The sequence below is a fragment of the Mycobacterium kiyosense genome, assembly GCA_021654635.1.
Classification (GTDB): Bacteria; Actinomycetota; Actinomycetes; order Mycobacteriales; family Mycobacteriaceae; genus Mycobacterium; species Mycobacterium kiyosense.
Genome location: AP025179.1, coordinates 3,091,111 through 3,117,057, shown reverse-complemented (window position 1 = coordinate 3,117,057; position 25,947 = coordinate 3,091,111). Strand labels below are relative to the sequence as shown.

Genomic DNA, 25,947 nt, shown 5'->3' with positions numbered 1-25,947 from the left:
GACGCTCGTTCACCTGAGGAATCCAATTCCGTTGTGCGACATGACTATGACCCCGACCAAGGTTTGACCTTGAGGAAGCCGCCGGCATCCACCCGCAGCTGCTGGCCGGTGATGTAGCGGGCGGCGTCGGAGGCCAGGAACAACACCGCCTCGCTGATGTCCTCCGGTTCCACATAGGGCACCGGCATCGCCTGCACCAGCGGGAAGATCGGTTCGGCGTCCGCGCGGGTCGGATTCGCCAGATCGGGGCGAAACGCCCGGTACATCGGGGCGCTGTGCAGCATGTCGGTGTTGACGTTGGTCGGGTGGATCGCGTTCATCCGGATCGAGAACGGCGCCAGCGCCCGCGCGAAATCGTTCACGTAGTGCGCGGCAGCGATTTTCGCGAATGCATAACCGGCGCCACCGGGCCCACCGTCGATCCCGGTGGTGTTCATCGACGACATGAACGCGGCGTTGGACCCGATCACGACGATCGATGCCCCCGACTGCAGATGCCGCAGGCTGGTGTGCACCAGGTTGAGCACCCCGACCAGGTCGACGTCGACCGCGTCGGCGAACGCCTGCGGCGGCAGGCCCGCGGTGAGCGGGCAGATCCCGGCGTTGGCGACGACGATGTCCAGGCGGCCCAGCTCGGCCACGCCGTCGTCGACGGCGGCCGACACCGCGGCGCGGTCGCGGACGTCGGCGATTGCCGAGAAGACGCGCTGGCCCTCCTTCTCCACCAGGCGTGCGGTTTCTTCCAGATCCTCGGGCCGGGCCAGCGGGTACTCGTTGGTCTCGATGTCGGCGCACAGGTCCAGCGCGATGATGTCGGCGCCTTCGGCGGCCAGCAGTCGCGCGTGCGACCGTCCCTGCCCGCGCGCCGCTCCGCTGATCACCGCCACCTTGCCGGCAACTCGGCCCATCATCCGCCCCCTGCCTCGGTTGACCGAACGGTAGTGTTCGCATCGGAAACGTTGCGGCCCAATGCTTCTCGCGGCATAGCGGAATTCCCGGGACGATCCGCGAACACAAGGTCCCCGATCAGATCAATGGTCGGCTCCATCGCATCTCTTCCACGAGCAGCCGCGGATGGAACTACCTGCGTGGCTGCAGCCGGGCTGTCGATATCCTTACACTAGCTAGAATATCTAAAATAGCAAGAAATGACGTAGCTAACAGAAGGGGCGGCCGATGACCCGGGTGCTCAGCGGTGTTCGAGTGGTGGAACTGGCGTCCTGGACATACGTGCCGTCGGCCGGAGTCGCGTTGGCGGACTGGGGTGCTGACGTGATCAAGGTGGAAGGCGTCGCCTCCGGTGACCCCGGGCGGGCACTGGTCGTCGGTGGTTTCACCCGGGAGGCCGCACGCGCCGACGCCGACTTCATCCTGGAACTGAGCAACCGGGGCAAGCGCAGCGTCGCGATCGACATCAAGTCCGAAACCGGGCGGGAGTTGTTCGGCCGCCTGTTGGCTTCGGCCGATGTGTTCCTCACCAACTGGCTGCCGGGCGCGCTGGAGCGGGCCCGGCTGACCGTCGAGGACATCCGGTCGTTCAACCCGAACATCATCATCGCCCGCGGCACCGGACTCGGGGTGCGCGGGCCGGATCGCGACCGCGGCGGGTTCGACGCCGCCACGTACCTCGCGCGCGGCGGGGTGGCGTACACCCTCACCCCGTTCGGCACCGAGAACCCCGCGGTTCAGGGCCCGGCGTTCGGCGATCTACAGGGCGGCGCGACGCTGGCGGGCGGGGTGTGCGCCGCGCTGTTCCATCGGGAACGCACCGGCGAGCCCAGCATCGTCGACTCCTCGTTGCTGGCGCAGGCGATGTGGGCGATCGCACCGTCCATCTCGGTGGCCGACCTGTTCGACATCGACGGAATCCCCGGCGCGCCGCCCGGATTGGCGATCAACCCGCTGGTAGCCCGATACAAGACCAAGGACGACCGATGGATTCAGCTGGTGTTCCTGCAACCCGACAAATACTGGGCCGGCTTCTGTAAGCGCATGGGTCTGGTCGAACTGGTGAACGACGAACGGTTCGTGCCGTCCGGCAACCTGATCGCCAACGCGGCCGAAGCAACAGCCATCTTCGCGAATGCCTTTGCGGCCCAAGATCTTGCGCATTGGCGGCGGGTACTCCAGGACGAACCGGGTGTCTGGGGCGCGCTGGCCACGCCCAAGGAGACCCTCAACGACCCGCAGGTCGAACCCAACGGATATGTGATCACCAACGTCGACGACCGGGGCGAGAAGTACCGGATCGTGGCGGCACCCGTCCAGTTCGACGAGACCCCGCCGGCGCCCGCGCGGGCGCCCGAACACGGTCAGCACACCGAGGAAGTGCTGCTCGAACTGGATCTGGACTGGGACGAGATCGCTCGCGCGAAGGACAGCAAAGCCATCCTGTGATGGTCGGCGCGCACCGACGCTGACCCGCCCGCCCCGACCTGGATAAGGTGGCGGCGTGCATCAGAATGCTGGTCGTGGGCAGGATTCCGGCGGACCGGCCCGGCTGGATCCGCAGGACCGGTTGCAGCGCTACGAGCAGGCTTTCGCCGGATTCGACACGCCGTTCGCCTTCGTAGACCTCGACGCGATGTGGCACAACGCCGGCCGGTTGCTCGTCCGGGCCGGCGACAAGCCGATCCGGGTTGCCTCGAAGTCGTTGCGGTGCAGGCCATTACAGCGTGAGATCCTGGACTGTGGGCAACGGTTCGACGGGCTGATGACATTCACGCTGGCCGAGACCCTGTGGCTGGCCGGGCACGGCTTCGGCAACCTGCTGCTGGCCTATCCGAGCACCGATCGCGCCGGGCTGCGGCGACTGGGCGAACTGACTACCGAAGACCCCGACGGCGCGCCGATCGTGATGGTCGACAGCGTCGAACATCTGGACCTGATCGCCGGCGCGACAGATCGGCCCATCCGGTTGTGCCTGGACTTCGACGCCGGCTGCTGGCTGGCCGGCGGGCGGCTGAAGATCGGGCCCAAGCGGTCGCCGGTGCACACCCCCGAGCAGGCGCGCGCGCTGGCCGAGGAGATCGCCCGGCGGCCGGCGCTCAAACTGGTCGCGCTGATGTGCTACGAGGGCCATATCGCCGGGCTCGGCGACCGCGTCGCCGGCAAGGTCGCACAGAACGCCATCGTCGGGTGGCTGCAACGCCGGTCGATCGCCGAATTGCGGGACCGTCGCGCTCGGGCGGTCGAACTCGTTCGCGAGGTCGCCGACCTCGAGATCGTCAACGCCGGCGGCACCGGAGACCTGCAACTGGTCGCCCAGGAACCGGCGATGACGGAGGCGACCGCCGGCTCCGGGTTCTACGCACCGACGCTGTTCGACTCCTATTCCACGTTCACGTTGCAGCCCGCCGCCATGTTCGCGCTGCCGATCTGCCGCCGTCCCGACGAGAACACGGTGACCGCGCTCGGCGGCGGCTACCTGGCCAGCGGGGTCGGCGCCAAGGACCGCATGCCCACCCCCTACTTGCCGGCCGGGCTGCAGCTGAACCCGATGGAGGGCGCCGGTGAAGTCCAGACACCGCTGACCGGCGCCGCCGCGCGAGAACTCAAGGTGGGTGACAAGGTGTACTTCCGCCACACCAAAGCGGGGGAATTGTGCGAGCGGTTCGACCGGCTGCACCTGGTTCGCGGCACGGAAATCGTCGACACGGTGCCGACCTACCGCGGTGAGGGGCAGACATTCCTGTGACTGCCAGATGGGTCAACTGGGCCGGCGACCAGGTGTGCGCGCCGGCGGCGATCGAACGCCCCGGATCGGAGGCCGAACTCGTCGACGTCGTCGCCGCGGCCGCCCGCAACGGAGCGCGGGTGCGCGCGGTCGGTACCGGCCACTCGTTCACCGACTGCGCGTGCACCGACGGCGTCCTGGTCGACATGACGGGCCTACAGCGAATCGTCGACGTCGACCCCACCAACGGGCTGGCCACCGTCGAAGGGGGCGCCGAACTCCACGCGCTGCTGGCGCAGTTGGCCGACCGCGGGTTCGGACTCGAGAACCAGGGCGACATCGACAAGCAGTCGATCACCGGGGCGACGGCGACTGCCACGCACGGCACCGGTGCGCGTTTTCGCAACGTGTCGGCCCAGATCGTGGCAGCCCGGCTGGTCACCGCCCAAGGCCGCGTGTTGGAGATCTCGGAAAGCTCGGACTCAGACGCCTATCTGGCGGCGCGGGTATCGCTGGGCGCGCTGGGCGTCATCTCGCAGGTCACCGTCAAGGTGGTGCCGCTGTTCACCCTGCACCGCCGCGACGAGCTGCGACCCCTGGACAAGACGCTGCACCACCTCGACGAATACGTGGACGGCAACGACCATTTCGAGTTCTTCGTCTTCCCCTACGGTGACACCGCACTGACGCGTAGCACCCGCCGCAGCCACGAGCAGCCCCGCCCGCAACCCAGGTGGAAGAAGCGACTCGGTGAGGAACTCGAGAATGCGGGCCTCGACGCCGTGTGCCGCGCCGGACGGCGGTTCCCCGGTGCGGCACCGCAACTCAACCGGCTGCTCACCAACCTGTTGTCACCGTCGACCGTGCAGGACCACGGCTGGAAGGTGTACGCCAGCGCCCGCAAGGTGAAGTTCACCGAGATGGAGTATGCGATCCCCCGCGAACATGCAGCCGCGGCCGTGCCGCGGGTGATCGAGCTGGTACGCCGACGCAAGCTGCCGATCATGTTTCCGCTCGAAGTACGCTTCAGCGCCCCCGACGAGGCGTACCTGTCGACCGCGTACGGCCGCGACACCTGCTACATCGCGGTGCATCAGTTCACCGGGATGGAGTTCGAAAGCTACTTCCGCGCCGTCGAGGAAATCATGGATGAGTATGCGGGACGGCCACATTGGGGCAAACGGCACTACCAGAGCGCCGCCACGTTGCGCAGTCGGTACCCGCAATGGGACCGCTTCGCCGCCGTCCGCGACCGACTCGACCCCGACCGGGTCTTCCTCAACGACTACACGCGGCGCGTGCTGGGCCCCTGATCCGTCCCGACCAAGGACCCGAATCGCAGGGACCAAGGTCCCCGGCTGAGGGCAAGCCGGCGACATCGACGCCGATCGGTCGTAGGTTTGTTTCGTGGGATCAGCGACCGAGTTCATGCGCAACAGCGACGCCTTCACCTGGGGCATGGAAAGCGATCCACGGCTGCGGTCAACCGTTGTCAGTGTCCTCATGCTGGATCGGTCGCCGGACTGGGATCTGCTCCGCGCCCGCTTCGACATACTGAGCCGCAAGATGCCGATGTTCCGTCAATGCGTGGTCGAATCGCCGCTACCCACGCCGCCGCGCTGGGAGTCCGACCGCGACTTCGACCTCGACTACCACATGCGCCGCACCGCGGTCGCCGGCTCCGGAACGCTCGACGACGTCCTGGAAATGGCCCGGCTGGCCCAGATGCAGGATTTCGACCGGGCCCGCGCCCTGTGGGAGACCACGCTGGTCGAGGGACTGCAGGATGGCGGCGCGGCCGTGATCTGCAAATTCCACCACGCGCTCACCGACGGGGTGGGCGGCGTCCAGATCGCGATGACCCTCTTCGACCTGACCGCAGAACACTTCGAAGTCGAGACGTTGCCGCCCGTCCCCGAGGCGGCCAAGCCCGCGCCATTCGGCGGTTACCGGGATGCGTTGCGCTACAACGCTTCCCTGCTGAGCGGTGCGGTGCTGGGTGCGGCGAAGCTGGCGCCGCGACTGGTGTACGACGGCGTCCGGCAGCCGGTCACCACCGTGCGCTCGGCGGTGGCCAACGCGGCCTCGGTCTACCGCACCATCAGGCCGCTCAACCGCACCGGATCCGAACTCGCCAAGGAGCGCAGCCTGATCCGCCACTTGAGCGTGCACGAAGTATCCCGGCCGCAATTGCGTGAAGCCGCCCACCGCGCCGGTGGGGCGCTCAACGACGCGTTCGTCGCCGGGGTTGCCGGCGGACTGCGGCGCTATCACGAGAAGCACGGCGTCGGCGTCGGCGACCTGCACCTGTCGATGCCGATCAGCCTGCGCACCGAGAACGACGGCATGGGCGGCAACCGGATCACGCTGATGCGGTTCGACGTGCCCGTCGGGCAAGCCGACCCGGTGCTGCGCATCAAGGGGATTCACGACCGGGCCAGTGCGGTACGCGGCGAGAAGTCGTTGCCCTACACACAGGCGATCGCCGGCCTGCTCAACCTGATGCCGCGGTGGTACATCGGTTCGGTGCTGCGCCATGTGGACTTCGTGGCCAGCGACGTGCCCGGGGTGCCGATTCCGGTCTTCCTGGGCGGGGCTGCGGTGCGCGGACAGTATGCGTTCGGTCCGACCATCGGGGCGTCGGTCAACGTCACCTTGTTGTCCTACTGCGATACCTGCGCGCTGGGTATCAATGTGGATACCGCAGCCATCCCGGATTACCAGGTCTTCCACGACGCCCTCGTGGCCGGCTTCGACGAAGTGCTCGCGCTGGCGGACTGATTCTGCGCAACCAGCCGGTATCAACCCGCTCACGGGAGGGTATCGATGCCTACGCACGTCTGGCGCGACGGGCGCGATCCGCAAATCATTGCACGGGATGCCAATCGGGACTCGCGGCGGTGAGATGTATTCGGATGCAAGACAATCCTCCGCCCGGCAGACATCGGTAGGAGGTAACCGAGGCATGACGGCAAGCTGGGCGCCTACCCAGGCCTCGCACAGCCCGAGTTCGGGCCGCATTCTCGACACCGCGCAGGGGATCCTGATCGGCCTGCGCCGGTGCCGTTCGGACACGGCGTTCGACGAGCTGCACACCGCCGCACAGCGGCACCGGGTACCCGTGTTCGCGATGGCGTGGGCGCTGGTTCATCTGGCCGGGGAGGGCGAGCAGACGCCCAGCTTCGTCGAGGCTCAGTCCGCGGCCCGCGATGAATGGGGCGATCTGTTCACCGCCGATCACCTGCGCTCGTTGGCGGACGTCGCCGGGATGCGTTGAGCGCGGCCGCGGTAACGGGGAAGTACCGCGGCCCTCGGTCAGTCCCTGGTGATGGGTCGGCAGCGGGAAATTGTTTTGGGTTGCACCCGAAGGTCTTTCGGCTCTCCGGTTTACCCCGGCGGCGGTACCAGACCTCCGGAAACGATGAAAGCCTCGACCGCGGTGGCCTGTTCGAAGCCGTCCACCTCGACCCGCCACTCGTAGATGCCGGGTTCCAACGGGATTCCGCCCGGGATGTTGAGGGTGAGGGGCATGCGCACCGCGGTGCCGTGAATGGCCCCTGGCAGGCGTCCCGCCTCGGCCGCGGCCTCGAACAGGATGCGCTGCGGGCCCTGCGGTCCGTGGACCACCACCGGCTGGCCGTCGGTGTTCAGCAACTGGCAGGTCAGTTTGTGCTGTTTGTTGGTTTCGTCCCAGTCGATATCCAGAAACATCACCAAAGCGAAAGGGGGCGTTGGTGTTTGACACTGTCGCCAGCCCAGCCCCAGCGTGTGGACCTTGCCTGATTGCACGTCGGCCTGGGCCGCGTCCGCCAAAAAGAGGCTGACCTTCATGTGGCCGTCTCGGCGGACTTACCAGATGTCACCGCGCGCTGCCGGCTTGCGGGTGCTGCCGTAACCAGATCCACCAGATCACGTCCTGTTCCCAATCGGAGAAATCGCCAGGCCCTGACCACGCTCCGGCCGAGTCCGGCCCGATAATACGCCGCACCCGCGCCGTCGATTCGTCACCGGTCAGCGACGACCCGCCGCACTCGGGGGCTGCGGCAGCCTACGTGCCGGGCGGCAACTCACGTGGACCCTCGGGTGGACGCAGTTCGCGCGGTCCCTGCCGTTCGGCAAGCTCATGGCGACCCTGCCGGGCGGAGTTGTGCCCGACGGACAGGCTGTCCAGGTCCCGCTGGGGCGCGTAACCCAGGGGCGGGTATTCGCTGCCGGCCGGGCCTTGGAGCTGCTGGTAGTCGGTGGTGTGATGTCCCTCGCCGCGCGAGGATTCGACCCGGCTGCGCCCGGTCGCGGCGTCTTCGGTGCTTTCGGGAGCAGCCGACCGGGGCGCCTGCGGCGGGCTTTCGCCGCCGGAACTCTGCGAGTCGATCGTCACCTTGCGGGTGCGCTTGAGCGAGAAAGCGATCTCCTCGACCTCTTCGAACACTTGGCGGGCGCCGCGCAGCGGGGCCGTGGTGTTGTCGATCACCCGCGCGACGAACGGCGGCACCAGCGGGCGAATCCACCGTGCCGCGGCCTTGGTGGCGTCGGGAATGGACGGAATCAACGGGGTCCCTCGTTCCTCGTCGTTGACGTGCCGCTCGTCGTAGTGCTCGACGACCTGTTCGGCGGCTTCGGAGCGAACCGGCAGGTTCTCGGTGACCTCGGCGTCGTGGACCTCGGTCTGCGGCGGACCGGGCGGCAGCTCGGCCACCGCACGGCTGGCGGCCTCCGCCTCGGCCTCGATCGGCAGGTAGATGTCTTCCTCCACTGTCCGCAACGCCGGCTCCGGGGTGCGTTCCGACGATGCGTGCACCGGGGCTTCCAGGGCCTCGACGATGCGGCGTCGCTGCTGCTCCCGGTCGATTTCGGCCTGGGCCTCGATGGCGAGGCGGGTCTGGGTGAGTTGGTGCTCGGCCCACATGATCTCGGCGGCGCGACGCACCTCGGCCCGTTTGATCGCGATCGCGGTGTCGGCGTCGAGCTCGGCACGTTCGCGTTCGGCGCGTGCCGTCGCATGGCGATCGTGGGTGGTCTCGCCCCGCCACGACCGCAGGATCAGCGGCAGCAGGTAGAGCATGACGCAGAACGCGACGGTCAACAGCCGCAACGCCAACGCGCCGGGGCCGGACATCGTCAGGTCGTTCATGGCCACCCAGCGCGCCCCCAGGCCCTGACCGGCGCCGGCGAGCACCGCGCGCCGGGCCTGGCCGACGGCCTGCTCGTCCCGCGCCACCCTGGCGTCAAGCTCCGGTGCCTGCCGGTCGCGGGCCGCCAGCGCACTGTCCAGTTCGCGCTGCGCCTCGGCGAGCAGCTCATTGGACGAGCGGGTTTCGGGGCCCTGACCGGGAATGCCGGTGATGCGGGTCTGCGGGCACCCCGGGGTGGGGTGGTATTCGCAGCGCGCCACAACCAGAGCCTGGTCGAGGTGTGCGCGCGCCTGCTCCACCGTGGTGTCGAGCGCGGACCGGGCCGCGCGGGCTTGTTGCAACGACGACGAGGCCTGCGTGACCGCCGGGGCACTGTCCGCGGCGCGTGCGGCCCGCTCGGTCAGGCGCTGGTCGATGGCCCCGGAGAACACCACCATCGCCGCGAGTTCGCCGACGACGACGCCGACCGCCACGGCGACCGCCGCCCGACCCGCCACGGCCCCTCGGCCGCGGTCCGGGCCGCCCGCGATCGCGCGGGTCACCGCGCCCACCAGAAGCCCGAACAGCAGCGTCAGCGCGACCACCGCCCACAGCGGCACCGTGGGCACCGCCGAGTGCAGCGCCAGCGCCGCGACCACCCAGGCCAGCGCCGCCCCGAGCGCGACGACCGCGCCCGAGACGGCGTGCATGGACCGCTCGTGGCGCTCGCCGAGTTCACGCCAATGTCCGCCGCCCAACCAGGTCAGCGGCCCCGCGAAACGCGAGATCGAGGGGCGCTGGTCAGGAAGTTCGTCCGCGCGCATGAGAATCCAACACCTCCATTGGTTTCCAGGGTGGCAGCCCGCCGCGCGACACACCGAATCCAACAGCACGCTTGTGGCGTTGTTCACAAACGCGCTACAAGTGATCCAGGTCACGCCGCGGCGACCGGCCAGCCGCCGGCAACGCCGGCGAGCTGCGCGAATTTCTGCGGCGCGAGCGGGTCGGCGATTGAGCGGGCCGCTGACATGAGACGGTAGGAGCTTATGGAAAACCACGAACTGCTCACCTACGAAGAATTCGGCCGCAGGTTCTTCGAGGTCGCCGTCACGCCGGACCGGGTGGCCGCCGCGTTCTCCGAAATCGCGGGCAGTGAGTTTGCCATGGAACCGATCGCCCAGGGCCCCGGTGGTATCGCCAAGGTCAGCGCGAACGTCAAAATTCAGGAGCCTCGAGTCACCCGCAAGCTCGGCGACCTGATCACCTTCGTGATCCACATCCCGCTCTCCATCGACCTGCTGCTGGACCTGCGCCTGGACAAGCAGCGCTTCGTCGTCGCCGGCGATATCGCATTGCGAGCCACCGCCCGGGCCGCCGAACCGCTGCTGATCATCGTCGACGTCTCCGAGCCGCGGCCGTCCGACATCACCGTCAACGTGTCGTCCAAGTCGATCCGCGGCGAGGTGCTGCGCATCCTGGCCGGGGTGGACGGCGAGATCCGGCGTTTCATCGCCCAGTACGTCAAGGAAGAGATCGACTCGCCGAAGTCGCAGGCCGCCCAGGTGATCGACGTCGCCACCCAGGTCGACACGGCGTGGACCGGCATCTGACGTGAGATGCGTCGCATCACCCGCCGGGACGGCCGCCACCAGGTTTTCCGGCGCTGCGCCCCGGGTAGGTAACGCGAAAGCGAACAGCAGCACCGGAAGGGGCGGGTTTTGGCGACGGTAGATGTCTCGACGACCTCGGCAGTATCGCCGGAAGCCGCCTGGAAACTGGCATCCGATCTGAAGCGATTCGACGAGTGGATGACCATTTTCGGCGGATGGCGCGGGGAAGTTCCCGACACGGTCGAGCAGGGCACCTGCGTCTCGTCGCTGATCAAGGTCAAAGGTTTCCGCAACGTCATCCACTGGGAAGTGACCCACTATGACGAGCCGAATTCCATTGAGTTGCAAGGGCGTGGCCGCGGCGGCGTCCGACTCGCGGTTGCGATGAGCGTCGCACCCGACGACGAAGGATCGACCTTCAATCTGAACGCGGACCTGTCCGGCGGCGTGCTGAGCGGGCCGGTCGGCCGGCTGGTCGCCCGCGTGTTGCGCTCCGACGTGCGCAAATCGGTGCTGAATCTGGCGGAATTACGTTAGCGCACTTGGCGATTGGGCCGCCGCAGGCCCCGCTCGGCGTCTCGTACCCGCCGCCGCTCCATGGACAGCCAGGACAGCCCGGCGCTCAAGATCAACATTCCGGCGCTGGTGGTGGCGATGCCGACGCCCACTTTGCCGAGTGAGAACGCCGCCACCGAGACCACGAAGGCCAGTAGCGCGCCCGCGATCACCAGCATCCCCGGCGCCCGTTGCGCTTCCTCGAGCGAAGGCGGCGAATCATGCTGGTGCGATCGGCTAGCACGCTGGGTGTTTGCGATATCAGCCACGACATCTCCTTTTTGCAGCAGTGGGCGAGTCGACCTGCTGCCCGTAGCGGGGCCGCTACCTCTTTGCCTACCCGAACGCCGTTAGGCATAAACGACTTCCGCATCCCGCGCCGCGTCGAAAAGGTACCGCTCGCGCTAGCCGGGCTCGCGCGGCAGCAACCGGCGGGCCGACCGGGTCTCGATGGCGTTGATCGTCAAGGCCCGCACGCTGATTCGCCAACCGTCCTCGCCCAGTTCGTACTGGTCGTCGTAACGCAGGTGCCAGACCAGATCGGAAACCCCGTCCGGGCGCTGAGTCCAATGGTGGGCGATGCACGTGACGCGACCCACGGCGCACCCCTCCCGTGCGCCGGCGCCGTAGACCTCGCCGACGATCGCGTGCTCGGTGCGGGTCACCTCGGTCACCGCCGCCACGGCGGCCGTGATCGCCTGCCGTCCGTGGTGCGCCCGGACCGGCTTCAGCGAAGCCGGCGGGTCCGGTACCGTCAAAGTTGCTTCTACAGTGAAAAGTGTTGCCGCTGAATCGAATTGACGATCATCGAGATAGGCCGCGTAACGATGCACCAAGTCGCTGAGGTCGGCGCGAGGTACCGTCACGCCGGCCCCGCCGACGCCCGGACCGCGTCCAGCAGAGTTGCCGCCCGCTCGTCGGTGAACACGTCCTCCAGCAGCATCGGCCGACCATCCGGCCCGCTCAGCGGTACCCGCCAGTTCGGGTATTCGTCGGTGGTGCCGGGCTGGTTCTGGGTTCGCCGATCACCGACCGCATCGGTGAGCGCGACCCCCAGCAACCGCGACGGGGTGCGCCCCAGGTACCGGTACAGCGCCAGTATCACCTGCTCGGGCCGGTCCTCACCGTCCGCGAGCAGCCCGGTGCGGCGCAACTCGGCCAGCCACGCCGCCCGCTCGGCGGCGGCGAACTCCAGCTCAGCCGCCACCGGCCGGGTCAGCAGGCCCAGGGATTCCCGCAGCCGCACATGCTCGCCGGCCAGGTAGCCGGCCGTCGGCGGCAGGTCATGGGTGGTGACCGAGGACAAGCAGTACTCCCGCCACCGTTCGGCGGGCAGCGGCCCGCCCTGGCCGGAGTCGTCCTGCTCGAACCACAGGATCGACGTGCCCAGCACTCCGCGCAGTAATAAGTAGTCACGCACCCATGGCTCGACGGTGCCCAGATCCTCACCGACGACGACCGCCCCGGCCCGCTGCGCTTCCAGCGCGACGATGCCGATCATCGCCTCGTGGTCATAGCGGATGTAGGTGCCGTCGGTGGGCGGCGCGCCGTCGGGGATCCACCACAGCCGGAACAGCCCGATGATGTGGTCGATGCGTACCCCGCCGGCGTGGCGGAGCACCGCGCGGATCAACGACCGAAACGGCCGGTACTCCGACTCGTCGAGGCGGTCCGGCCGCCACGGCGGCTGCGACCAGTCCTGACCCAGCTGGTTGAACTCGTCGGGGGGCGCACCCGCGGTGACGCCCAGCGCCAGCACGTCCTGTAACGCCCACGCGTCGGCGCCGTTGGGATGCACACCCACCGCCAGGTCGTGCATGATCCCCAGCGCCATGCCGGCCCGCACCGCCTGCGACTGCGCCGCGGCGAGCTGTTCGTCCAGTTGCCACTGCAGCCACCGGTGGAAATCGACCGAGTCGCTGTTCTTCTTGACGAACTTCGCGATCCCCGCGGCAGTTGGATGCTGCAACGACTCCGGCCAGCGATGCCAGTCGGCACCGTACTTCTCGGCCAGCGCGCACCAGGTCGCGAAGTCGTCGAGGTCGCGACCCTCCCGGGCGCGGAATGCGGCGTAGGACAGTTCGCGGCCCGCCGAGCGTGGCACCCGGTGCAACAGCTCCAGTGCCTCCCGTTTGGCGGTCCAGGCACTGTCCCGGTCGATGCTGTCGATCCGTTCGGCGCCGTGCTGCACCCGGGCCCGCAGCAGGCGCACCCTGCCGCGCTTGGGCAGGTCGGCGAGTTCGGTGACGGCTTCCACCCGCAGGTAGAGCGGGTTGACGAAGCGCCGCGAGGTCGGCAGGTACGGCGACGGTTCCATCGGCGCCGTCGGCGCCGCCGCGTGCATGGGGTTGACCAGCACGTAGTCGGCACCGTGCCGCGACGCCGACCACAGCGCGAGATCGGCCAGGTCGGTGAGGTCACCGACACCCCAGGACTGCCTGGACCGCACGCTGTACAGCTGGGTGGCCAGCCCCCAGGCGCGCCGGCCGCCGAGCCGCTCCGGCAGCCCCAGCCAATCCGGCGTCACGATCAGGGCGGTGCTGGTCTGGTAGTCGTCCGAACGCAGGTGCACCCGGTGGTAGCCCAGCGGCAGGTCAGCGGGCAACACAAAGCTGGCCTCGCCGATCCAGCGCCCGTCCAGATCGAACGGCGGCGTGAAGTTGTCGACCTGGACGATTCCGCTGTCCGGGCCGCGGCGCTCGGTGCCGTCCTCGAACTGCAGCCACACTTCGGCGGGAGCGCCGTGCGTCACATGCACCCAGAACCGGGTCTGCGCCCCCGCACGCGCGACGATGGTCGGCGGCATGGGCCGTTGCCAGTAGGAGCGGCGCTCGGCGACCAGCGCGGCATTGCGGTGCTGCTCGGTGTCCGCTGCGACGCCGAGCGCGCCGAGCACCGCAACCAGGGTGGCCTCGGAAACGAGCACGTGCCGGCCCGTCCAATCCTGGTAACCGGTGGCGATGCCGAAGCGCCGGGCGAGTTCGACGAGGGAAGGCGCGAGCTCAGTCATGACGCCAATCTTGCGTGCAGCCGTGCCGATTGGGAGAGCGCGGGGTCTCACAAAACAGCCGCAATCCGGTCCGCCGGCCGTGCAACCCCCGGTGCAGAGGCGCTAACCGCAGCTCAAGTGGTCGATCAAGGGAGTCTGTGACTTAGCGCGCCGAGACGGTCGTAGCCGGTTACCATGCCCAGGGAAGACACGATGGAACCGTGGGAATGCCGCGCGGGCGCTGACGCCTGGCGAGGCCGCTGCGGGTGCCCTACGGTTATCGATGTACCCGGAGGGGCTTCAAATCCAGGCGTTTTGACACAACCGGAAGGTGATCGAACGTGGCTGAACATAGCCGCGGACAGCGGGGGTCGGGTTACGGCCTCGGGTTGTCGACGCGGACCCAGGTAACGGGTTACCAATTCCTGGCGCGCCGCACCGCGATGGCGTTGACCCGTTGGCGGGTCCGGATGGAGATCGAACCGGGCCGGCGCCAGACGCTGGCCGTCGTCGCTTCGGTTTCGGCAGCGCTGGTGATCTGCCTGGGTGCCCTGCTGTACTCGTTCATCAGCCCCGCCGGCCAGATCAACGACGCGCCGATCATCGCCGATCGCGACTCGGGCGCGCTGTACGTCAAGGTGGGCGACCGGCTCTACCCGGCGCTGAACCTGGCGTCGGCGCGATTGATCACCGGGCGCCCCGACAACCCGCACCTGGTCCGGGGCAGCCAGATCGCCAAGATGCCGCACGGACCGCTGGTCGGGATCCCGGGCGCACCCTCGGAATTCGCTCCCAAGAGTCCGCCGGAGTCATCCTGGCTGGTCTGTGACACCGTCGGCGGCACGTCCGCGACAGGCATGCCGTCCCTGGGAGGCGTGACGGTCACCGTCATCGACGGAACTCCCGACATGAGCGGTCATCGCCGCGTCCTGAGCGGATCGGATGCCGTGGTGCTCAACTACGGCGGCAGTGCCTGGGTGATCCGCGAGGGTCGCCGGTCGAGGATCGACGCCACCGACCGGTCGGTGCTGTTGCCGCTGGGCCTGACCCCCGAGCAGGTCAGTCAGGCGAAGCCGATGAGCCACGCGCTGTACGACGCCCTGCCGGTCGGACCCGAACTGCTGGTCCCCGAGGTGCCCAACGCCGGGGCCCCGGCCACCTTCCCCGGTGCGCCCGGCCCCGTCGGCACCATCCTGGTCACCCCGCAAATCAGTGGGCCGCAACAGTATTCGCTGGTTTTGGTGGACGGAGTACAGACCCTGCCGCCGTTGGTGGCCCAGATCCTGCAGAACGCCGGACGACCGGGCAACACCAAGCCGGTGACCGTCGAGCCGTCCGCCCTGGCCAAGATGCCGGTGGTCAACCGGCTGGACCTGTCGGCCTACCCGAACGACCCGCTGAACGTGCTGGACATCCGCGAGAACCCGTCCACCTGCTGGTGGTGGGAGCGGACCGCCGGCGAGAGCCGCGCCCGCATCCAGGTGGTGTCCGGGCCGACCCTGCCGATCAAATCCAGCGAGATGAACCACGTCGTCAACCTGGTTAAGGCCGACCCGACCGGTCACCAGGCCGACCAGATCTACTTCGGCCCCAACTACGCGAACTTCGTGGCCGTCACCGGCAACAACCCCGGCGCTCAGACCACCGAATCACTGTGGTGGCTGACCAATGCGGGGGCCAGGTTCGGCGTCGACGACACCAAGGAAGTCCGAGAAGCGCTGGGACTGAGCTCGCAACCGAGCCTGGCGCCGTGGGTGGCGCTGCGGCTGCTGCCCCAGGGCCCGACGTTGTCGCGGGCTGACGCGCTGGTCGAACACGACACACTCCCGATGGACATGACCCCTGCAGAGTTGGTGGTACCCAAGTGAAACGTGGTTTTGCACGGCCTACGCCGGAAAAGCCGCCGGTAATCAAGCCGGAGAACATCGTCCTACCCACACCACTGAGCATTCCGCCCCCGGAGGGCAAGCCGTGGTACATGATCGTCATCGGCGTCGTGGTGATCGGCCTGCTCGGCGGCATGGTCGCCATGACGTTCGCCAGCGGCTCGCACGTGTTCGGCGGTGTCGGCTCGATCTTCCCGATCTTCATGGTCGGCGGCATGATGATGATGATGTTCGGCGGCCGGTTCGGCGGCGGGGCGCAGCAGATGAGCCGACCCAAGCTGGACGCGATGCGCGCCCAGTTCATGCTGATGCTGGACATGCTGCGGGAGACCGCGCAGGAGTCCGCCGACAGCATGGACGCCAACTACCGCTGGTACCACCCGGCGCCCAACACGTTGTCGGCGGCCGTCGGATCGTCCCGGATGTGGGAACGCAAGCCCGACGGCAAAGACCTCAACTTCGGGGTGGTCCGGGTCGGCGTCGGCATGACGCGCCCCGAGGTGACCTGGGGTGAGCCACAGAACATGCCCACCGACATCGAGCTGGAGCCGGTCACCGGCAAGGCGCTGCAGGAGTTCGGGCGTTACCAGAGCGTCGTCTACAACCTGCCCAAGATGATCTCGGTACTGGTCGAACCGTGGTACGCGCTGGTCGGGGACCGCGAGCAGGTGCTGGGGCTGATGCGCTCGATCATCTGTCAGCTGACCTTCTCGCACGGCCCCGACCACATGCAGTTCATCATCGTCAGCTCCGACCTGGAGGAGTGGGACTGGGTCAAGTGGCTGCCGCACTTCGGTGACTCGCGCCGGCACGACGCCGCGGGCAATGCGCGCATGGTTTACAGCTCGGTTCGCGAGTTCGCCGCCGAGCAGGCCGAACTGTTCGCCGGGCGCGGCTCCTTCACGCCGCGGCACGCCAGCTCGTCGGCGCAGACCCCGACCCCGCACCACGTGATCATCGCCGACGTCGACGACCCGCAGTGGGAATACGTGATCAGCGCGGAGGGGGTCGACGGCGTCACGTTCTTCGACCTCACCGGTTCGTCGATGTGGACCGCAGTGCCCGAGCGCAAGCTGCAGTTCGACGAGATCGGCGTCATCGAGGCACTGCCCCGCGACCGCGACACCTGGATGGTGATCGACGACAAGGCCTGGTTCTTCGCGCTCACCGACCAGATGAGCGCCGCCGAAGCCGAAGAGTTCGCGCAGAAGCTCGCCCAGTGGCGGCTGGCCGAGGCGTACGAAGAGATCGGCCAGCGGGTGGCCCACATCGGCGCCCGAGACATCTTGTCCTACTACGGGATCGACGATCCGGCGTCGATCGACTTCGACGACCTGTGGGGCAGCCGCACCGACACCATGGGCCGTTCGCGGCTGCGGGTGCCGTTCGGCAATCGGTCCGACAACGGCGAGCTGTTGTTCCTGGACATGAAATCGCTGGACGAGGGCGGCGACGGCCCGCACGGCGTCATGTCCGGAACGACCGGTTCCGGTAAGTCGACACTGGTGCGAACCGTGATCGAGTCGCTGATGCTGGGTCACCCCCCCGAGGAGCTGCAGTTCGTGCTGGCCGACCTCAAGGGTGGATCGGCCGTCAAGCCGTTCGCCGGAGTGCCGCACGTGTCGCGCATCATCACCGACCTCGAAGAAGACCAGGCGTTGATGGAGCGCTTCCTGGACGCGCGCTGTGGGGCGAGATCGCGCGCCGCAAGGCGATCTGCGACAGCGCCGGTGTCGACGATGCCAAGGAATACAACTCGGTGCGGGCCCGGATGCGGGCACGCGGCCAGGACATGGCGCCGCTGCCCATGCTCGTGGTGGTCATCGACGAGTTCTACGAGTGGTTCCGGATCATGCCGACCGCGGTCGACGTGCTCGACTCGATCGGCCGGCAGGGACGTGCCTACTGGATCCACCTGATGATGGCCTCGCAGACCATCGAGAGTCGCGCGGAAAAGCTCATGGAGAACATGGGTTACCGGCTGGTGCTGAAGGCGCGTACCGCGGGTGCCGCCCAGGCCGCCGGTGTGCCCAACGCCGTGAACCTGCCCGCCCAGGCAGGTCTGGGCTACTTCCGCAAGAGCCTCGAGGACATCATCCGATTCCAGGCCGAGTTCCTGTGGCGCGACTACTTCCGGCTGACCAGCGTCGACGGCGACGAAGCGCCGGTGCTGGTGCACAACATCGACTACGTGCGCCCGCAGCTGTTCACCAACTCGTTCACACCCATGGAGGTCAGTGTCGGCGGTCCCACCGTGGAGCCGCCGGCCGGTTTCACCAACGGCGAGCTGCTGGCACCGGTGGGCGAGGAGCCCGACGAGGAAGAAGAGGCGATCCGCACGCCCAAGGTCGGTACGGTGATCATCGACCAGCTGCGCAAGATCAACTTCGAGCCCTACCGGTTGTGGCAGCCGCCGCTGACCCAGCCGATCGCCATCGACGAACTGGTCAACCGCTTCCTCGGTCATCCCTGGCACAAGGACTACGGTTCGGCCCGCAACCTGGTGTTCCCGATCGGGATCATCGACCGTCCGTTCAAGCACGACCAGCCGCCGTGGACGGTCGACACCTCCGGCCCCGGCTCCAACGTGCTGATCCTGGGTGCCGGCGGTTCCGGCAAGACGACGGCGTTGCAGACGCTGATCTGTTCGGCGGCGTTGACCCACACACCCGAGCAGGTGCAGTTCTACTGCCTGGCCTACAGCAGCACCGCCCTGACCACGATCGCGCAGTTGCCGCACGTGGGTGAGGTGGCCGGTCCCACCGATCCGTACGGCGTGCGCCGCACGGTGGCCGAGCTGCTGGCGCTGGTGCGCGAGCGCAAGCGCAGCTTCCTCGAGTACGGCATCGCCTCGATGGAGATGTTCCGGCGCCGCAAGTTCGGCGGCGAGGCGGGCCCGGTCCCCAACGACGGGTTCGGCGACGTCTACCTGGTCATCGACAACTACCGCGCCCTGGCCGAAGAGAACGAGGTGTTGATCGACCAGGTCAACATGATCATCAACCAGGGTCCGTCCTTCGGTGTGCACGTGGTGGTCACCGCCGACCGCGAATCGGAGCTCCGGCCACCGGTGCGCAGCGGTTTCGGTTCCCGCGTCGAGCTGCGGCTGGCCGCGGTGGAGGACGCCAAGCTGGTGCGGTCCCGCTTCGCCAAGGACGTCCCGGTCAAACCGGGCCGCGGCATGGTGGCGGTCAACTACGTGCGGTTGGACAGCGACCCACAGGCGGGCCTGCACACCCTGGTGGCGCGGCCCGCGCTGGCCAACACCGCGAACAACGTCTTCGAGAGTGACAGCGTTGTCGCGGCGGTCAGCCGGCTCACCACTGCGGCCGCCCCGCCGGTGCGCAGGCTGCCGGCGCGGTTCGGTGTGGAGCAGGTGCGCGAACTGGCCGCGCGGGACACCCGTCAGGGCGTCGGCGCGGGCGGAATCGCTTGGGCCATCTCGGAATTGGACCTGCAGCCGGTCTACCTCAACTTCGCCGAGAACTCGCACCTGATGATCACCGGCCGCCGCGAGTGTGGGCGTACCACGACGCTGGCCACCATCATGTCCGAGATCGGGCGGCTGTACGCGCCCGGTGCCAGCAGTGCGCCACCGCCGCCGGCCGGACGGCGGTCCGCGCAGGTGTGGCTGGTCGACCCGCGTCGCCAGCTGCTGACCACGCTGGGCTCGGATTACGTGGAGAAGTTCGCCTACAACCTCGACGGCGTCGTGGCGATGATGGGGGAGTTGGCGGCGACGCTCGCGGGCCGCGAGCCACCGCCGGGGTTGTCCGCGGAGGAGCTGCTGTCCAGGTCGTGGTGGAGCGGTCCGGAGATCTTCCTGATCGTCGACGACATCCAGCAGTTGCCGCCGGGCTTCGACTCGCCGTTGCACAAGGCGGTTCCGTTTGTGAACCGGGCCGCCGACGTCGGTCTGCACGTGATCGTCACCCGAAGCTTCGGGGGTTGGTCGTCGGCGGGCAGCGACCCGATGCTGCGGGCCCTGCACCAGGCGAATGCGCCGCTGCTGGTGATGGACGCGGACCCCGACGAGGGCTTCATCCGCGGCAAGATGAAGGGCGGTCCGCTGCCCCGCGGCCGTGGTCTGCTGATGGCCGAGGACACCGGCGTGTTCGTACAGGTCGCCGCCACCGAGGTGCGCAAGTAGGCGGGTGCCGGACTGCGCCGGGTTTGCTCCTCGATCAAGCCCAGCGCAGCGGCAACGCCTTGAGCGCGAAAGACTTCGACGGGAAATTGATTTCGGGCGTGTAGCCCGAGGGCAGGTCGAAGTCGGGAATCCGGTGCAGCCATTCGGCGATGACCACGGTCAGTTCCATCCGCGCCAGGTGCGACCCCAGGCAGCGGTGCGGTCCACCACCGAATCCCCAGTGCCGGTGCACTTTTCCGTCCATCACCAGCTCGTCGGTCGACCACGCGTCAGCGCCGTCGCGGTTGACCGCGGCCATGCACAACCGCACCTGAGATCCCGGCGGCAGGGTCATGCCGCCCACGTTCACGAACTCGGTGACGATCCGGGGCGCCACCGGCGCCGGCGGTTCCAATCTGATGATTTCTTCGATGAACACCCTGATCTGTCTGGGGTCGTCACGTAGCTGGGCTCGGAGCGCGGGGCGGCGGGCCAGTTCGAACAGGCAGAAGCCGATGATCGCCGTCACGGTATCCAGGCCGGCCAGGATCAGCAGGTGAGTCATGCCGAGCACCTCGAGGTCGGAGAATGCGTCGGGGCCGGTCATCACCCGTGACATCAGGTCCGAACCCGGGTGCTGCCGGCGCTGCAGCACCGCTTGCTGGAGGTATTCGAACAGCGCGACCTGGCCCTCGGCGAGTTCGGCCGGGGTCAGGTTGGGCTTGTCGCCGATGATCACGTCTTTCCAGCCGATCAAGCGGTCACGATCCTGCAGCGGCAGTCCGTACAGGTCGAGAAACACTTGGAAGGGGTACAGCCGGGCGAACTCGGCCATCACTTCGCAGCCACCCCGGGCGGCGATCTCGTCGATCATCTCGACCGCGTGCCGTACCAGCACCGGCCGGGACTTGCTCAGCCCGTACGGGCTGAAATACGGCTGCAGAATTTTCCGGTATCGAGTGTGCTGCGGTGGGTCGAAGGCGAGTGGGAGCACCGGCATCGGGTTACCGGGGGGCTGCAATACCGTCGACGAGAAGACTTTCGGATTGCGCAGTGCGGCAAGCACATCCTCACGCCGGGTCAGATAGTAGTAACCGTTCATGAAAACAACTGGGCCGGCGTCCCGTAGTGTCTTCCATCCGACGCCTCGGTCCTCGGTGAACGGCAACGCCGAATACTCCAGCCGGGGCAAATAGAATCCGCTGGTTTGGCCGTAGCCCGGATTAGTCATTCGGTGGGAATCTTTCTTTTGCGACTGCCCGTTCGGGTCGGTGTCCGCGATCGCCGCCGGAGTCGGCGTCCCGGCGCGGTCAGTCTACGGTTCGCCGGGTAGATCCGAACCGCGTCGAGGTGGTCGCAGGGACACGCACGAAGGTTCGTCCCGGTTATGCCCTCGCCACCGTTGGCGACCGAGAGCGACCCTGCGCCACCTCGCGGACCGGGCGGCCGCGTTTTTGCAGGTGAATTCGCCCGCGCCGAACATCGAATTTAACGGCGTCTTAACAGAAGTTTGCGGGGAATGAATAGTTGGCATCGTCGGCGTCGAGAGCCCCGTGCGCCGATTAGAGTCTCGTATGAGTGCGAGGCCGGACGTGTTAGCAACGGACGAAACCGTGATAAATGGCCGACGACGATCGTCCAATACGCGCGACGGACGATCTGCTACGCGGCAGGGGCGGCGCAACACTCCACGATTTCCCGCAGCAACGTGGCTGCATACGAGCGCGAGATAAGAACAGCCAAGACCGACACGCGTGGCGGTTGAGGAGGGGTTGGTGTTTGACTTCGGCGCGTTGCCGCCCGAGATAAATTCGGGACGGATGTACAGCGGTCCCGGGTCTGCTCCGATGATCGCGGCGGCTTCGGCCTGGGACGGGGTCGCGGCCGAATTGAGCTCGGCCGCTTCCGGATACAACTCGGTGATCACGGAGCTGACCAGCTCGCCGTGGCTGGGGCCGGCTTCGCAGGCAATGATCTCGGCGGTCGTGCCGTATGTCGGCTGGCTCAGCGCGGCAGCGGTGCAGGCCGAGGAGACCGGAAACCAGGCCCGCGCGGCCGCGGCCGCATACGACACGGCGTTCACCATGACGGTGCCGCCGCCGGTGATCGCGGCCAACCGGGTGTTGCTGATGACGCTGGTCGCGACCAACTTCTTCGGGCAGAACACCCCGGCGATCGCCGCGACCGAAGCGCAGTACATCGAGATGTGGGCGCAGGATGCGGCCGCGATGTACGAGTACGCGGCGTCGTCGGCGAGCGCAACCGAGTTGGCGAGTTTTGTCGAACCGCCCAACACGACGACGCCGGACGCGGTGCCCGGCCAAGCCGCTGCGGTCAGTCAGGCCACCGCTACGCCCGCCGCCGACGCGGTGCAGACCACCGCAACGCAGCTGGTGTCCTCCGCCGCGGTACCGCAGGCGCTGCAGCAACTCGCCGCGTCACCGGCTGCGGCCATCGAACCGAACTTCGTCTGGAACACCATTCAGAACTTCCTGACTTATGGCCTTCCGACGCCGTTGAACAACTACACCGGTCTGACCCCCGCCAACTACACCGCGGTGGTCAGAGCGCTGCAGGCCTATTTCGGGGTGGGCCTGGCGGCGTTCGGAACGCAGATCGAGCAGCAGTTGTACAACGGTCTGGGAACCACAGCCGGTGCCAGTGGTGCCTGGTATCCGACACCCCAGTTCGCAGCCCTGGGCGCCGGCGGCTGGCACTTCCACCCGGGCGCCGGACTGTCGGCGAGCGTCGCGTCCTCGGGCAAGATCGGTGGCCTGTCGGTGCCGGTGAGTTGGACCAACAATGCGGGTACCGCCGCAGGGTCCGGCGCGAAGGTGGTCAGCGCCAACTTCACGGCCACACCGGCCGAGGCCGGCCCCGCCGGCGCGGTGAACTCCGGCGCCGGCATCCCGCTTGGCTCGCGCAACGCCCAGCGAGCCGGAAACATGGGCGTACGCTACGGATTCCGCTACAGCGTGGTCACCCGGCCACCGTCCGCAGGTTAAGTCTCGCGACCCGAAACCCGAGTGCCAGAAACTAGTTGAGGAGAAATCGGATGTCCTATGTGACGACGCAACCGGAAGCGCTGTCGGCCGCCGCCGGTACCCTGCAGGGGATCGGCGCCGCGATGAGTTCACAGAACGCCGCGGCCGCCGCGCCCACCACAGGAGTCGTTCCGGCCGCCGCCGACGAGGTGTCGGCACTGACCGCGGCGCAGTTCGCCGCGCATGCCCAGATGTATCAGGCCGTCAGCGCCCAAGCTCAGGCAATACACGAATTGTTCGTCAACACCCTGGGCGTCAGCTCGGGGTCCTACGCGGCGACCGAGGCGGCCAACGCGGCCGCGGCCGGTTAGGAGTCAAGACATGGCAACGGATTTCAGCTTGCTACCGCCGGAGGTCACCTCGGCGCTGATGTATTCCGGCCCGGGTGCGTCGTCGTTCGTGGCAGCGGCCTCGGCGTGGAACGCGCTGGCCACCGAGCTCACCTCGACCGCGCAGGGTTACGAGGCAGTGCTCGACCAGCTGGCCGGCGAAGAATGGCTGGGGCCGGCCTCGTCGACGATGGTGCAGGCCGCGCTGCCCTACGTGTCCTGGCTGACCACCACCGCGTCCTCAGCTGAGAGCGCCGCCGCCCAATCCCAGGCGGTCGCGGCCGCCTTCGAGACGGCATTCGCCTCGATCGTGCCGCCGCCGCTCGTCGCGGCCAATCGGGCCGCGTTGGCCCAGGCTGTGCAGACCAACCTGCTGGGTCTGAACAACGGGGTGATCGCTCAGCTCGAAGCCCAATACGCGGACATGTGGGCGCAGAACTCCGCGACCATGCTCAACTACGCCACGGCGTCGCAGGCCGCGAGCAAGCTCACGACGTTCACCGAGGCCCCGACGATCGTGAACCCGGGCGGGGCCGCCAGCCAGGCCACGGCTGTCGCCGCGGCTCAGGCTGCGCCGGCAGCGTCGATCCAGGAGAGTCTGCAAAGCTTCTTCAACCAGGTCACCGCCCAGCTCGGAGCGCTCGGAACCCCGGCCAGCACGACTTCGCTGGTGAACTCGATCGGAACCAGCAACCCGATCCTCACCGAGCTCTGGTTCCTGCTGACCGGGCAGACAACTCTGCCGACGAGCTTGGGCAACTTCCTCAACGGCCTCCAGCCCTACGCCAGCTTCTTCTACAACACCGAAGGTCTGCCGTACTTCAGCGTCGGTATGGGCAACTCCGGTGTGCAGATCGCCAAGTCGGCAGGCCTGCTGACCAGCGCGGCACCGGCCGCGGCGGCCGTCCCGACGCCACCTGGCGGCCGGCCTGGGCAACGGCGCCCACATCGGTCACCTGGCGGTGCCGGCCTCGTGGCCGGGGGCGTCGGCGGCGCCGACGGTGCGTCCGGCTGTGCAGATGGTCAGCGAACCCATCGTCACGGGCGCGTCCGCGGGCGGCAACGGCAATGTGCTCAGCGGCATGCCCGTCTTCGGGGCCGGGAATGGACGCGGCGTCGGCGCCGGTCCCCGGTACGGATTCAAACCGACGGTCATGCCCCGTCCCATGTCGGCCGGCTGAGCGTCCCCGACATCAACACTGCACGCGACCGCCAAACCAGGAGCCAACATTGACCGCCCGCATGCTCGTCGTGGCTGCCGTCCTGCTCGGTTCATTGAGCACGGCTGCCACCGCTCATGCCGACTCACTGGACAACAAGTTCCTCACGTTGCTGCAGAACGAGGGCATCAGCGATCACATATCGCCCAGCCACGCCGTGGAGGCGGGCCACATGGTCTGCACGAAACTGGAGCAGGGGATGACGCCGACCGAGGTGGCCGCCGACGTGTTGAACAGCAGCTCCATGCCGGCCTATCACTCCGGCTACTTCGTGGGGGCCGCCATCGAGGTTTATTGCCCGCAGTTCGACCCGCCAGAGGCCAAAAACTAACCGCCTTTGCGGTAGACGAGCCAACGCAACTCGATCGGTGACTCCTGCGGCGCGACGTCGAAGAGGTCGAGGCCGTTCGCCCAACCCGCGAACCAACCGGTGGGCGGCCAAGCGCCTGCGGGCAGATGGTTTTTCTCGTACTCGGCGGCAGAGTCGTCGGACACCAGCTGCAGCGGCAGCCCGGTAACCGCGCTCGCCATCTCGTCGCGAGTGAAAATCATGGTGTTGCATTGCTGTCCGAGCTGCACAGCGGCGTCGTCGGGAACGTAACCCGGGCGCGGCAGAAACGCGTTGAACACCAGATGCCCGCCGGGGGCCAGGCAATCGGCAGCCAGCTCGAGAACGCCCCGAAGCTCATCGGTGGTCCGGAACTCGGGCACCACCTCGGAGACCACGATCAGCTGATAGTCGGTGCGGACGCCATCCATGGTGTCGAAAGCGTCGCTCTCGATGACGTGTACGTTCAGCGCAGCCCGCTCGGCTTCGGCGCGAATGATCTCGGCGAACTTCGGGGTCATCTCCACCGCATCCACCGGGTGACCGCGCCGGGCCAGGGCGAGCGAGTTGCGGCCGGTGCCCGCCCCCACATCGAGCACCGGGAAGGCCGCCGGATCGGTTGCCCGCCGAGCCAGCTCCGATACCCGCGCGTCGGCTTCAGCCCCGAACAGCGGACCTTCGCGTGAGCCGACCCAGGTGTCGTAATCGCCTGCGACCGTAAGCCATTCGGCCGTCACCCGATAGTTCATACCGATCCCGAACGGGGCGTGGTACGAGATGACGATGTTGGACCGCTGCGAAGCGCTGAAGGCGCGGTCCAGCTCGGTCTGCAGCATGGTCCGCAGTTGTGCGGCTTCTTCTTCCGTCTGCTGCGCGCCCACGCTCGCGAAGATGTTGTTGCACATCTGCACGTACTCGTCGATCAACGCTGGAACTGCCGGCACGCTGATCTGGCCGGCGGCGACCGACCGGCGATGCAACCGTCGCGTCATGGCTGCGCGCAGCACCGCCGGATCGAACGAGCGCTCGGGCGGATCCTCCATGAGACCCTTCTACCCGACCAGATGCGG

The 25,947-nt window shown here is 67.8% G+C and carries 19 protein-coding genes and 2 pseudogenes; 13 read left to right on the top strand and 8 right to left on the bottom strand.

From position 1 onward, the window contains the following. Positions 1-44: 44 nt before the first annotated feature. Positions 45-908, bottom strand: coding sequence for a mycofactocin-coupled SDR family oxidoreductase (locus L6444_RS14755; protein WP_236984141.1), 864 nt, complete (start codon positions 906-908; stop codon positions 45-47). 268 nt (positions 909-1,176) lie between these two features. Here L6444_RS14755 and L6444_RS14750 point away from each other — a divergent pair, with 268 nt between their 5' ends. The 5 genes from L6444_RS14750 (at position 1,177) to L6444_RS14730 (ending at position 6,953) form a co-directional block, all read left to right on the top strand. Then, the gene (locus L6444_RS14750; RefSeq protein WP_236983685.1) at positions 1,177-2,397 is read left to right on the top strand and encodes a CaiB/BaiF CoA transferase family protein; all 1,221 of its coding nucleotides are present in this window, start codon (positions 1,177-1,179) and stop codon (positions 2,395-2,397) included. A 55-nt stretch (positions 2,398-2,452) separates the two neighbouring features. Continuing rightward, the gene (locus L6444_RS14745; protein WP_236983684.1) at positions 2,453-3,697 is read left to right on the top strand and encodes an amino acid deaminase/aldolase; all 1,245 of its coding nucleotides are present in this window, start codon (positions 2,453-2,455) and stop codon (positions 3,695-3,697) included. Beyond that, complete coding sequence (locus L6444_RS14740; RefSeq protein WP_236983683.1) at positions 3,694-4,989, top strand: D-arabinono-1,4-lactone oxidase; 1,296 nt, start codon at positions 3,694-3,696, stop codon at positions 4,987-4,989. The genes L6444_RS14745 and L6444_RS14740 overlap by 4 nt, the downstream gene beginning before the upstream one ends. Before the next feature lie 115 nt (positions 4,990-5,104). Beyond that, on the top strand, positions 5,105-6,457 hold the full coding sequence (locus L6444_RS14735; protein ID WP_236984139.1) for a wax ester/triacylglycerol synthase domain-containing protein: 1,353 nt from the start codon (positions 5,105-5,107) through the stop codon (positions 6,455-6,457). Between the two features lie 184 nt (positions 6,458-6,641). Continuing rightward, entirely contained in the window at positions 6,642-6,953 is a 312-nt protein-coding gene (locus L6444_RS14730; protein WP_236983682.1) for an ANTAR domain-containing protein, read from the top strand. 110 nt (positions 6,954-7,063) lie between these two features. On the opposite strand, the gene L6444_RS14725 is transcribed toward L6444_RS14730, so the two are convergent. Together L6444_RS14725 and L6444_RS14720 are read right to left on the bottom strand one after the other, a co-directional pair. Further along, positions 7,064-7,507: a DUF6941 family protein gene (locus tag L6444_RS14725; RefSeq protein ID WP_236983681.1), complete on the bottom strand. Its 444-nt coding sequence runs from the start codon at positions 7,505-7,507 to the stop codon at positions 7,064-7,066. Positions 7,508-7,724: 217 nt separating this feature from the next. After that, a complete protein-coding gene (locus tag L6444_RS14720; protein WP_236983680.1) occupies positions 7,725-9,611 on the bottom strand; it encodes a DUF4407 domain-containing protein in 1,887 nt (628 codons plus the stop codon). Between the two features lie 222 nt (positions 9,612-9,833). Between L6444_RS14720 and L6444_RS14715 the strand changes: the two genes are divergently transcribed. Continuing rightward, positions 9,834-10,397 (top strand): hypothetical protein, encoded by a 564-nt coding sequence (locus L6444_RS14715; RefSeq protein WP_236983679.1) that lies wholly within the window; start codon positions 9,834-9,836, stop codon positions 10,395-10,397. Between the two features lie 108 nt (positions 10,398-10,505). Next, complete coding sequence (locus L6444_RS14710) at positions 10,506-10,934, top strand: type II toxin-antitoxin system Rv0910 family toxin (RefSeq protein WP_236983677.1); 429 nt, start codon at positions 10,506-10,508, stop codon at positions 10,932-10,934. On the opposite strand, the gene L6444_RS14705 is transcribed toward L6444_RS14710, so the two are convergent. The 3 genes from L6444_RS14705 to malQ form a co-directional block, all read right to left on the bottom strand. Beyond that, positions 10,931-11,221: a LapA family protein gene (locus L6444_RS14705; RefSeq protein ID WP_236983675.1), complete on the bottom strand. Its 291-nt coding sequence runs from the start codon at positions 11,219-11,221 to the stop codon at positions 10,931-10,933. The two genes, L6444_RS14710 and L6444_RS14705, sit on opposite strands and share 4 nt — an antisense overlap. A gap of 135 nt (positions 11,222-11,356) precedes the next feature. Further along, entirely contained in the window at positions 11,357-11,818 is a 462-nt protein-coding gene (locus tag L6444_RS14700; RefSeq protein WP_236983673.1) for a nuclear transport factor 2 family protein, read from the bottom strand. Then, positions 11,815-13,962: a 4-alpha-glucanotransferase gene (gene malQ / locus L6444_RS14695; protein ID WP_236983671.1), complete on the bottom strand. Its 2,148-nt coding sequence runs from the start codon at positions 13,960-13,962 to the stop codon at positions 11,815-11,817. The genes L6444_RS14700 and malQ overlap by 4 nt, the downstream gene beginning before the upstream one ends. Positions 13,963-14,282: 320 nt before the next feature. Between malQ and eccB the strand changes: the two genes are divergently transcribed. After that, entirely contained in the window at positions 14,283-15,809 is a 1,527-nt protein-coding gene (eccB, locus tag L6444_RS14690; protein ID WP_236983669.1) for a type VII secretion protein EccB, read from the top strand. Further along, a pseudogene (gene eccCa / locus L6444_RS14685) lies at positions 15,806-19,977 on the top strand (type VII secretion protein EccCa). The gene eccB and the pseudogene eccCa overlap by 4 nt, the downstream one beginning before the upstream one ends. Before the next feature lie 34 nt (positions 19,978-20,011). On the opposite strand, the gene L6444_RS14680 reads toward eccCa, so the two are convergent. Next, positions 20,012-21,187, bottom strand: a complete 1,176-nt coding sequence (locus tag L6444_RS14680; protein ID WP_236983667.1) for a cytochrome P450 — start codon at positions 21,185-21,187, stop codon at positions 20,012-20,014. A gap of 544 nt (positions 21,188-21,731) precedes the next feature. On the opposite strand from L6444_RS14680, the gene L6444_RS14675 reads away from it, so the two are divergent. From L6444_RS14675 to L6444_RS14660, 4 genes and pseudogenes are all read left to right on the top strand, one after another. Continuing rightward, a complete protein-coding gene (locus L6444_RS14675; RefSeq protein ID WP_289624806.1) occupies positions 21,732-22,961 on the top strand; it encodes a PPE family protein in 1,230 nt (409 codons plus the stop codon). A 50-nt stretch (positions 22,962-23,011) separates the two neighbouring features. Next, entirely contained in the window at positions 23,012-23,311 is a 300-nt protein-coding gene (locus L6444_RS14670) for a PE family protein (RefSeq protein WP_236983665.1), read from the top strand. A 10-nt stretch (positions 23,312-23,321) separates the two neighbouring features. Beyond that, positions 23,322-24,510, top strand: a pseudogene (locus L6444_RS14665) (PPE family protein). 49 nt (positions 24,511-24,559) lie between these two features. Further along, positions 24,560-24,880 (top strand): DUF732 domain-containing protein, encoded by a 321-nt coding sequence (locus L6444_RS14660; protein WP_236983663.1) that lies wholly within the window; start codon positions 24,560-24,562, stop codon positions 24,878-24,880. On the opposite strand, the gene L6444_RS14655 is transcribed toward L6444_RS14660, so the two are convergent. Further along, positions 24,877-25,920, bottom strand: coding sequence for a class I SAM-dependent methyltransferase (locus tag L6444_RS14655; protein WP_236983661.1), 1,044 nt, complete (start codon positions 25,918-25,920; stop codon positions 24,877-24,879). The two genes, L6444_RS14660 and L6444_RS14655, sit on opposite strands and share 4 nt — an antisense overlap. Positions 25,921-25,947: the final 27 nt, after the last annotated feature.